This window comes from Pseudomonas sp. W2Aug9 (assembly GCF_023127755.1).
Lineage (GTDB): Bacteria > Pseudomonadota > Gammaproteobacteria > Pseudomonadales > Pseudomonadaceae > Aquipseudomonas > Aquipseudomonas synxantha_A.
The window spans coordinates 331,724-342,094 of record NZ_SPKL01000002.1 but is presented as its reverse complement, the minus strand read 5'-3'; the positions used below and the strand labels follow the sequence as shown (position 1 = coordinate 342,094).

Sequence of the window (10,371 nt, the reverse complement as noted above, 5' to 3'; positions counted from 1 at the left end):
CGTTACACGCTGCTGTCAACACCTCTTTTTCAACTTCCTTTTGGCTTCGATGAACTGAAGCAACCCGCTGCCGAAAACCACGTAACTCATTGTTTACCAAGGAGTTTTCCGTTTCGACTGCGCCGGAAGTGGGGCGAATTATAGGCTTCCAGAATCTGCCGTCAACTCTTAATTCTGCTTTTCTATCAATTAGTTAGAATTGATTAAAAAACCACCACCACTTATAGGAACGTCATGAGTGCCCTCTATATAGAAGGAATCATTCAGACGATACCCGCCTCCTTCAACGCAGCCACATTAGCTGCCCCTAGCCCCAAAATCCCCTGCAGCACCTGAAGCGTGTGCTCCCCCAGGAGAGGTGGTGCATTTCGATATTCCACTGGCGTCTTGGACAAGCGTATCGGGCTGGCAACCTGAGGCACCATCCCCGCCAGCGCATGGGGAAGCTCCATCGCCAGGCCGCGCGCCTGGACCTGAGGATCGGAGAAAACTTGCGCCAGATCATTGATCGGTCCACACGGCACGCCCACTCGCTCCAATTGCGACACCCACTCAGCCGTTGTCTTGAAGACAGTCGCCTGGCGGATCAACGGAATCAGCGCAGCACGGTTGGCCACTCGCGCCTGGTTAGTGGCGAAACGCGGGTCATCCCCCCATTGCGGCTGCCCAGCAACTTCAGCGAACTTGCGGAACTGGCCGTCATTACCCACCGTCAGGATGAAATCACCATCAGCCGTAGGAAAGTCCTGATACGGCACGATGTTCGGATGCGCATTGCCCAGGCGTTTTGGCGAGACTCCGGTGGTCAGGTAATTCATCGCCTGATTAGCCAGGCAAGCCACCTGCACATCCAGCAGCGCCATATCGATATGTTGCCCACCGCCATCATGATCGCGGTGAGCCAACGCTGCCAGGATCGCGACGGTCGAATAGAGTCCCGTGAGAATATCGGTCAATGCCACACCGACTTTCACCGGCCCTGCGCCCTCATCACCTTCAGGCCGGCCGGTCAGGCTCATCAACCCACCCAGCCCTTGAATCATGAAGTCGTAGCCGGCACGCGCGGCATAAGGCCCCGTCTGCCCAAAGCCCGTGATCGAGCAGTAGATCAACTCAGGATTTATCTCCTTGAGCGACTCGTAATCCAGCCCATAAGCCGCCAGACCACCCACTTTGAAGTTCTCGATCAGGATGTCTGACTTGGCCGCCAGATCACGCACCAGTTTCTGCCCTTCAGGCTTAGTGAAGTCGATGGTCACCGATTCTTTATTTCGGTTGGCGGACAGATAGTACGCCGCCTCACTGGTATTTTCGCCGTATGCGTCCTTGAGGAAGGGCGGCCCCCAGGCGCGCGTGTCATCACCGCTGCCTGGCCTTTCGACCTTGATCACCTCGGCCCCAAGGTCCGCAAGAATCTGCCCGGACCAAGGGCCCGCCAGTACACGCGATAAATCCAGTACCCGCAGGTGGGAAAGCGCGCCCATGTCCGTGCTCCTATTAATAGAACGCCTGAAGACCGGTCTGTGCGCGCCCAAGAATCAAGGCATGCACGTCGTGGGTTCCCTCATAGGTATTGACCACTTCGAGGTTGACCAGGTGGCGCGCCACCCCGAATTCGTCGGAGATGCCGTTGCCGCCCAACATATCGCGGGCCATGCGGGCGATGTCCAGGGACTTGCCACACGAGTTACGCTTCATGATCGATGTAATCTCGACCGCTGCGGTCCCCTCGTCTTTCATCCGCCCCAGACGCAGGCAACCTTGCAGAGCCAAGGTGATCTCGGTCTGCATATCGGCCAGCTTCTTCTGGATCAACTGCGTTGCAGCCAATGGCCGACCAAACTGCTGACGATCCAGGGTGTACTGGCGCGCGGTATGCCAGCAGAACTCAGCAGCCCCCAACGCCCCCCAGGAGATACCGTAGCGCGCCGAATTCAGGCAAGTAAAAGGCCCCTTCAAGCCACGCACATCCGGAAAAATGTTCTCGTCCGGCACAAACACGTTATCCATGACAATTTCGCCGGTAATGGACGCTCGCAAGCCGACCTTGCCGTGAATCGCCGGGGCGCTAAGGCCCTTCCAACCTTTTTCCAGGACGAAACCACGGATATCGCCTGCATCATCTTTGCCCCACACCACAAACACGTCGGCTATCGGGCTGTTGGTGATCCACATCTTCGCGCCGGTCAGGCTGTAGCCGCCATCTACCTTTCGCGCACGGGTAATCATCGCGCCCGGATCAGAACCATGGTTGGGTTCGGTGAGCCCGAAACAGCCAATCCATTCTCCGGACGCCAATTTCGGCAGGTATTTTTGTTTTTGCGCCTCGGTGCCGAACTCATTGATCGGCACCATGACCAGTGACGACTGAACACTCATCATCGAACGATAGCCGGAGTCGACACGCTCCACCTCACGCGCAATCAGCCCGTAGCTGACGTAGTTCAAGCCGCTGCCACCGTACTGCTCGGGAATCATCGCCCCCAGCAAACCGGTTTCTCCCATCTCACGGAAAATAGCGGGATCAGTCTTTTCATGACGGAAGGCTTCGAGCACGCGAGGGGCCAGCTTGTCCTGAGCAAACTGCTCGGCACTGTCACGCACCATGCGCTCCTCTTCGGTGAGCTGTTGATCCAGCAGCAGTGGATCGATCCAGTTGAAGCTTGCCTTGCCAGCCATGAATAAGTCCTCGCGGATAAAAACTGAAGTCGTGATTCAGACTAGGCCGGCCACGCGCAGAGGGCAAACGAGGTTTCTGCATAGGGTTGTGCTAATTTCTCACTCCGTAATACTCGAAAAGCCCATAAATGCGCCTTATCTGTGAGGGCAACGTACATGCGCAGAAAAATCCCTAGCACCACCGCGCTTATCAGCTTCGAAGCGGCAGCCCGTCACGAAAGCTTCACCAAGGCGGCACAGGAGCTTTCCATCACCCAAGGCGCCATCTGTCGACAGATCGCCAGCCTTGAGGAGTTTTTAAGTGTCGAACTGTTTCGCCGCTCGCGTCGCGGGGTGAAGCTGACAGAGGCAGGGCTCTCTTACAGCCGCAGAGTTGCTACACAGCTGGACGCCGTAGAGCGCGACACCCTCTCGGTCATGGGTCAGCAGGGCACCAACGCCATCGAGTTGGCGGTGGTACCGACCTTCGGCACGCAATGGCTGATTCCACGCCTCAAGGACTTTCAGGACCGGCACCCGGAGGTGACCGTGAATCTGACCAATCGGACACGCCCGTTCCTGTTCGCCGACACCGCGTTCGACGCCGCGATCTACTTCGGCGATGCCGATTGGTCCGGCACAGAGTCACACCGGCTGATGGGAGAAAACCCTGTCCCGGTGTGCAGTCCACACTTACTTGGAGGCCGCGCGCACTTAACTCCTCAAGAGATCGCCGAATTACCGCTGCTACAGCAGACAACACGCCCCTATGCCTGGCGTCAGTGGTTCAACGCGCAACAGCTGAGTCTGCCTCGCGACATGACAGGCCCTCGATACGAGCTATTCTCGATGTTGTCCCAAGCGGCTATGCATGACATGGGCATCGCACTGATACCACCCTTCCTCATCCAGCGCGAGCTGAAGGAGCAGCGACTGGTGATTGCGAGCACCGAAACGCTAAGCAGCGAAAAGGCGTACTACCTCATGATTCCCGATAAAAAAGTCGAATCGGCCTCCCTACACGCATTCAAGGACTGGCTGATTGAACAATCAAAGCGCTATAACCCCGGCATTTAAAGGATAAAGCTGCCTTGTTGACCCTGTAGTCAGGTTAATTTGAATCCTACAGATATACGTATATGTCGCATTTAGACAGTCTGTACCGGTTGAGCAAAAACAAGGCTCAAAGCCATGATCTACATGGCTTGTAGCGACTAATACCAGCCTATAAGCGACCATTCACATCGGCGATTGGAAAACATCGAATAAATACCCTTGACCCTTTAAAGACTTGTATTTAAAGAGGTTATTCAAGGCGGTTGCGACAATCAGTCACAGGGTGACTTGTAGTTAATTTTTCGTCACCCGTCATAATCTCTTGAAGGCCGTAAAGTTCGCCTGCAAAATGCCGCGCCCCGCTGTCATTTCAGCGGGATCGTGCTGATCGGTCGCCCCAGTTGCGCCACTCGCGGTGCACTGGCCTTTTTACAAAAAGATCAAAAGCAAAAAGATCATGCAGGAGATTTGACGTGCACATTGGTGTTCCTCTCGAAACCCAGACCGGTGAAACGCGGGTGGCTGCCACCCCGGAAACCATCAAGAAGCTGATCGGCCAGGGCCATAAGGTCACTGTACAAAGCGGTGCAGGCATCAACGCCAGCATCGTCGACAGTGCTTATGAAACGGCAGGCGCAACCATTGGCAGTGCCAGCGATGCGTTCGGCGCCGAGCTGATCCTCAAGGTGGTTGCCCCCAGCGACAGCGAACTGGCGCTGATCAAAAGCGGCACCGTATTGGTGGGCATGCTCAATCCGTTCAGCAACGAAACCATCGCCAAGCTTGCCGAATGCGGCATCACCGCCTTCGCCCTCGAAGCCGCGCCACGCACTTCACGGGCCCAAAGCCTCGACGTGCTGTCTTCGCAAGCCAATATCGCCGGTTACAAGGCTGTGTTGCTGGCCGCTCATCACTACCCGCGCTTCATGCCGATGCTGATGACCGCCGCCGGCACTGTGAAAGCTGCGCGCGTGTTGATCCTCGGCGCCGGTGTCGCGGGCCTGCAAGCTATCGCCACGGCAAAACGCCTGGGCGCGGTCATCGAAGCGTCCGACGTCCGTCCGGCGGTAAAAGAGCAAATCGAATCCCTGGGCGCCAAGTTCGTCGACGTGCCCTACGAAACCGATGAAGAGCGTGAATGCGCCGTCGGTGTCGGCGGCTACGCGCGCCCGATGCCCACCAGCTGGATGCAGCGCCAGGCCCTGGCCGTGCACGAACGCGCGAAGCAGGCCGACATCGTCATCACCACCGCACTGATTCCAGGCCGCAAGGCACCTACCCTGCTTAGCGCCGATACCGTCGCGCAGATGAAACCCGGCTCGGTGGTCATCGACCTCGCCGCAGCTCAGGGCGGCAACTGCCCGTTGACCGTCGCTGACCAAGTCGTGGTGGAAAACGGTGTGATCATCTGCGGCCCGACCAACCTGGCAGGCGCTGTCGCCGCAGATGCCTCGGCCTTGTACGCGCGCAACCTGCTGGACTTCCTGAAGCTGGTCTTCACCAAGGAAGGGCAGTTTGAAATCAACCTCGAAGACGACATCGTCGCCGCGTGCCTGATGTGCCGCGACGGCCAAGTCATCCGCAAAAACGCCTAAGCAGGGATTCAGACGATGGAAGAGCTTATCTCCCCCGGTATCTACAACCTGATCATCTTTGTGCTGGCGATTTATGTCGGTTACCACGTGGTCTGGAACGTTACCCCCGCGCTGCATACGCCATTAATGGCAGTGACAAACGCGATTTCCGCGATCGTGATTGTGGGCGCCATGCTGGCCGCCGCCCTCACCGTGACGCCGTTGGGCAAGACGATGGGCACCCTGGCGGTAGCTTTGGCTGCGGTTAACGTGTTCGGCGGTTTCCTGGTTACGCGTAGGATGCTTGAGATGTTCAAGAAGAAAGCGCCCAAAGCTGTGAAAGAAGAGGTGCAGAAGTAATGAGCATGAATCTGGTGACGACGCTCTACCTGATCGCGTCGATCTGCTTCATCCAGGCCCTCAAAGGCCTGTCGCACCCCACCACCTCCCGACGCGGCAACCTGTTCGGCATGCTCGGCATGGCACTGGCGGTGCTGACCACCGTAGGCCTGATCTATAAGCTCGGCGCGGAGCTGGCCACCGCCGGTATCGGCTACGTCATCGTCGGCCTGCTGGTCGGCGGCACGGCCGGCTCGATCATGGCCAAACGCGTAGAAATGACCAAGATGCCGGAGCTGGTGGCGTTCATGCATAGCATGATCGGCCTGGCAGCGGTGTTTATCGCGATTGCAGCGGTCGTCGAGCCGCAATCCTTGGGTATCGTCAAACACTTGGGCGATTCGATCCCGGCCGGTAACCGCCTGGAGCTGTTCCTCGGTGCCGCCATCGGTGCTATCACCTTCTCCGGCTCGGTGATCGCATTCGGCAAGCTGTCGGGTAAGTACAAGTTCCGCCTGTTCCAAGGCGCACCGGTACAGTTTGGTGGGCAACACAAGCTGAACCTTGTGCTCGGCTTGGCAACCCTGGGCCTGGGCCTGGCGTTCATGTTCACCGGCAACCTCACTGCGTTCGCGCTGATGCTGGCCCTGGCCTTCGTGCTGGGCGTGCTGATCATCATCCCGATCGGCGGCGCCGACATGCCGGTAGTGGTATCGATGCTCAACAGTTATTCCGGCTGGGCAGCGGCGGGCATTGGTTTCTCGCTGAACAACTCGATGCTGATCATCGCCGGCTCCCTGGTCGGCTCCAGCGGCGCGATCCTGTCTTACATCATGTGCAAGGCGATGAACCGCTCCTTCTTTAATGTACTGCTGGGCGGTTTCGGCAATACGCCAGACGCCGGTGCAGCAGCTGGCTCGAAAGAAGCTCGGCCGGTGAAGTCCGGCTCGGCCGACGACGCTACCTTCCTGCTGACCAACGCCGACACGGTCATCATCGTGCCGGGCTATGGCTTGGCTGTCGCACGGGCACAACACGCGCTTAAAGAGCTGACCGAGAAGCTCACCCATCGCGGCGTCACCGTGAAGTACGCGATCCACCCGGTGGCGGGCCGTATGCCTGGACATATGAACGTGCTGCTGGCCGAGGCCGAAGTGCCTTACGACCAGGTGTTCGAGATGGAAGACATCAACTCTGAGTTCGGCCAGGCTGACGTGGTGCTGGTGTTGGGCGCCAACGATGTGGTCAACCCGGCGGCCAAGAACGATCCGAACTCACCGATTGCCGGTATGCCGATCCTCGAGGCGTTCAAGGCCAAGACCATCATCGTCAACAAGCGCTCGATGGCCAGCGGCTATGCAGGCCTGGATAACGAGTTGTTCTACCTGGACAAGACCATGATGGTCTTCGGTGATGCCAAGAAGGTCATCGAAGATATGGTCAAAGCCGTCGAATAACACTGCGCCAGCGCAATACCCGAAACCCTGGCCTCACGTAGGCTGGGGTTTTTTATTAGCGGATGAAACCCGACCAAAGGCTCTAAATCGCCACCTGGCATTCGACCATGGTAGCGGGCCGAAACTTTTTGAAATCACTACACTGCCCACCTTGCTTCCGTAGCCTGAGATAACAATTCATGTACCGTGATCGTATCCGCTTGCCTTCGTTGTTGAACAAGGTCATGAGCGCGGCAGACGCCGCTGCACTGATCGAGGACGGCATGACCGTCGGCATGAGCGGCTTCACCCGCGCCGGTGAAGCCAAGGCCGTCCCCCACGCCCTGGCCGAACGCGCCAAGACTTCGCCCCTCAAAATCACCCTGATGACCGGCGCCAGCCTGGGCAACGACCTGGACAAGCAACTGACTGAAGCTGGCGTACTGTCGCGACGCATGCCGTTTCAAGTCGACAGCACGCTACGCAAAGCGATCAATGCTGGCGAGGTGATGTTTATTGACCAGCACCTATCGGAAACCGTCGAGCAACTGCGCAACAACCAGCTCAAGTTGCCGGACATTGCGGTAATCGAAGCGGTCGCCATCACTGAACAAGGGCACATCGTGCCCACCACGTCCGTAGGCAACTCAGCCAGCTTCGCAATTTTTGCCAAGCACGTGATCGTCGAGATCAACCTCGCGCACAATCCGAACCTGGAAGGGCTGCATGACATCTATATCCCGACCTACCGGCCGACGCGCACGCCTATCCCGCTGGTGAAGGTCGACGACCGCATTGGCAGCACTGCGATTCCGATCCCGCCAGAGAAAATCGTCGCTATCGTGGTCACTAACCAGGCCGACTCTGCCTCAACCGTGACGCCGCCTGACGGTGACACTCAAGGCATCGCCAACCACCTGATCAACTTCCTCAAGCAGGAAGTTGACGCCGGACGCATGACCAACAAACTCGGCCCGCTGCAAGCCGGGATCGGCAACATTGCCAACGCGGTGATGTGTGGCTTGATCGATTCGCCCTTCGAAGATCTGACGATGTACTCGGAAGTGCTGCAGGATTCGACCTTCGACCTGATCGACGCCGGTAAGCTGAGCTTCGCATCCGGCAGCTCGATTACCTTGTCGGAGCGCCGCAATGCCGACGTTTTCGGCAACCTGGAGCACTACAAAGACAAGCTGGTACTGCGCCCACAGGAAATCTCCAACCATCCTGAAGTGGTGCGCCGCCTGGGCATCATCGGTATCAACACCGCGCTGGAGTTCGATATCTACGGCAACGTCAACTCCACCCACGTCTGCGGCACGCGGATGATGAATGGCATTGGCGGCTCCGGGGACTTCGCGCGCAACGCGCACCTGGCAATCTTTGTCACCAAATCGATTGCCAAGGGGGGCGCGATTTCCAGCGTGGTGCCGATGGTCAGCCATGTGGACCACACCGAACATGACGTGGACATCCTCGTCACCGAAGTGGGCTTGGCCGATCTGCGCGGCCTGGCACCGCGGGAGCGTGCGCGGGTGATCATCGACAACTGTGTGCATCCGGCCTACCGCGACGCGCTCAATACTTACTTCGAAGCCGCCTGCGCCATCGGTGGGCACACGCCGCATATCCTGCGCCAGGCACTGAGTTGGCACATCAACCTGGAAGAAACCGGGCATATGCTCAAGGCTTGATGAATACAGATCCGAGCTGATGCAACTACAGTTTCATCAGCTCGGCAGCCTAGCCAGTGTCTATGCAAAAAACTGTACTACTGTACCGCTCATTTCCTACTTAAATATCCCACAACTCATCTTGAAAACACCAATTTCGCACCTTTTGGGTGCGCACAGGTACAGTTGCCCCATTTCCGTACCGTACAGCCGTATTAAACAGTTAACTGGCCCCTCACAATACAGGTGAACTGTATCTAGAGAGTCTTGCGCCGGGGGAGGATCATTAGCATCAGTTAAACCACTACCTAATCCCGCCACAAGCGGAAGGATGTCATCATGGAACGTACACTCAGTTCCGAACTGTTCTTCGAAGAGAAAGCTGTAAACACCAACGCTTCCCTGCCTTTGCGCGTTCTCGCCAACCTGATGTTGTGGCAGCGCCGCATCTCCAGCCGCCACCAATTGGCTCGCCTGGATTCGCGTCTGCTGGCTGACGCCGGTATCAGCGAAGCTCAACGCTACGAAGAGCTGAGCAAGCCGTTCTGGCGCTAAGCAGCGCCCGCTGGCCCTGACCCACCGGGTCCACCGCCAGCACTCTGATTTGTTAAAGCAAAGCCCGCCCCGGGTAACCGGAGGCGGGCTTTGTTGTTTCTGCGAAAGGGCATTGAATCGGTAGGATTTCCACCTACAGGTACAGTTTTAATAAAATTATTATTAACCAGTACAGTTAAATTACAGGCTTCCTGTTGCACCGGTCCAAGCCTAATATCCACTCACCACGTGGCGAACCCTGTAGAGCGAGCGTCTGATGCTCAACAGTCCCAGTCCGTCTCACTGTGGCCGCGTCGCGCCACCTTATTTCGTCTACAGGAGTTACCCCATGTCCCGCCTTCGCCTGCTGTGCACCGCCGCTGTGCTGACCCTGGCCGCCAACGCTAACGCGAGCAGCTTCATCATGACCACCGACTCGATCGTTGGCGCCCTGAAAGCCACTTCCGACGCCACCTCCGATGCGACCTCCTCCCTGCGCGACAATAAGGTCGTACAGGCCGCCCGTGATGACGCAGCCAGCTTCGTCGCCAGCGAAGGCGCTATCCGTGGCGTGAAACTGGAAAGCGCCCTGGCCCACATCCGCCAGCAAGCGCCGCAACTGGCCATCGCTACCGATGCACAGCTGGCACAGGCAATCCTGGCGATCTGATCTGCGGCAACAGACGGGAGCGCCTGCCGCTCCCGAATGCCTCGGCGCTGGCCCTCGCCTGGTCATTGCGCTAGCCTTGGCGCTCGTTTTCAGTTGTCGAGTCCCATGGCTTTTTCATACCGCCTGTTGATTGTTCCCGTACTGTTTTGCGCCTGCTGGTCACCCTTGGCTTTGGCCATGGATGTGTCCACCCAGAGCACCGTTGTCAGCGTGTATGCCACCGGCAAGGTGACCTCTGCGCCGTTCGACAACAAGTTGGTGATGGCCGCTCAGGATGATGCTGCCGCTTTCATTGCCACTGACGGCCAATGGCGGGGCGCACGCCTGGAGTCCGCGCTGGATTATCTGCGCCACAGTCGGCCAAAACTTCATGCGAGCGACCTTGAACTGGCGCAAGCAATTCTCGTCCAATAGTTATCTTTGTATTTCGG

Annotated in this window: 10 protein-coding genes; 8 read left to right on the top strand and 2 right to left on the bottom strand. The window is 57.8% G+C overall.

Going from position 1 to position 10,371, the window contains the following annotated elements; all coding sequences use genetic code 11:
• Nucleotides 1-263: 263 nt before the first annotated feature.
• The gene (locus tag E3O56_RS02735) at nucleotides 264-1,484 is read right to left on the bottom strand and encodes a CaiB/BaiF CoA-transferase family protein (protein WP_032878530.1); all 1,221 of its coding nucleotides are present in this window, start codon (nucleotides 1,482-1,484) and stop codon (nucleotides 264-266) included.
• A 13-nt stretch (nucleotides 1,485-1,497) separates the two neighbouring features.
• Nucleotides 1,498-2,679, bottom strand: a complete 1,182-nt coding sequence (locus tag E3O56_RS02730; RefSeq protein ID WP_005783512.1) for an acyl-CoA dehydrogenase — start codon at nucleotides 2,677-2,679, stop codon at nucleotides 1,498-1,500.
• A gap of 156 nt (nucleotides 2,680-2,835) precedes the next feature.
• Between E3O56_RS02730 and E3O56_RS02725 the strand changes: the two genes are divergently transcribed.
• From E3O56_RS02725 to E3O56_RS02690, 8 genes are all read left to right on the top strand, one after another.
• A complete protein-coding gene (locus E3O56_RS02725; protein WP_005783510.1) occupies nucleotides 2,836-3,735 on the top strand; it encodes a LysR family transcriptional regulator in 900 nt (299 codons plus the stop codon).
• 452 nt (nucleotides 3,736-4,187) lie between these two features.
• Nucleotides 4,188-5,309: a Re/Si-specific NAD(P)(+) transhydrogenase subunit alpha gene (locus E3O56_RS02720; protein WP_005783509.1), complete on the top strand. Its 1,122-nt coding sequence runs from the start codon at nucleotides 4,188-4,190 to the stop codon at nucleotides 5,307-5,309.
• 15 nt (nucleotides 5,310-5,324) lie between these two features.
• The gene (locus E3O56_RS02715; protein ID WP_005783507.1) at nucleotides 5,325-5,648 is read left to right on the top strand and encodes an NAD(P) transhydrogenase subunit alpha; all 324 of its coding nucleotides are present in this window, start codon (nucleotides 5,325-5,327) and stop codon (nucleotides 5,646-5,648) included.
• Nucleotides 5,648-7,084, top strand: a complete 1,437-nt coding sequence (locus tag E3O56_RS02710; protein ID WP_005783504.1) for an NAD(P)(+) transhydrogenase (Re/Si-specific) subunit beta — start codon at nucleotides 5,648-5,650, stop codon at nucleotides 7,082-7,084. Before E3O56_RS02715 ends, E3O56_RS02710 begins: the two co-directional genes overlap by 1 nt.
• Nucleotides 7,085-7,263: 179 nt before the next feature.
• A complete protein-coding gene (locus E3O56_RS02705; RefSeq protein ID WP_032878531.1) occupies nucleotides 7,264-8,757 on the top strand; it encodes an acetyl-CoA hydrolase/transferase family protein in 1,494 nt (497 codons plus the stop codon).
• A gap of 318 nt (nucleotides 8,758-9,075) precedes the next feature.
• On the top strand, nucleotides 9,076-9,291 hold the full coding sequence (locus E3O56_RS02700) for a DUF1127 domain-containing protein (protein ID WP_005783500.1): 216 nt from the start codon (nucleotides 9,076-9,078) through the stop codon (nucleotides 9,289-9,291).
• Between the two features lie 328 nt (nucleotides 9,292-9,619).
• Nucleotides 9,620-9,940 carry a DUF2388 domain-containing protein gene (locus E3O56_RS02695; RefSeq protein WP_032878532.1) on the top strand — a complete coding sequence of 107 codons (321 nt, stop codon included), beginning with the start codon at nucleotides 9,620-9,622 and terminating at the stop codon, nucleotides 9,938-9,940.
• A gap of 105 nt (nucleotides 9,941-10,045) precedes the next feature.
• Entirely contained in the window at nucleotides 10,046-10,354 is a 309-nt protein-coding gene (locus tag E3O56_RS02690; RefSeq protein ID WP_032878533.1) for a DUF2388 domain-containing protein, read from the top strand.
• The last annotated feature ends 17 nt before the right edge of the window (nucleotides 10,355-10,371 follow it).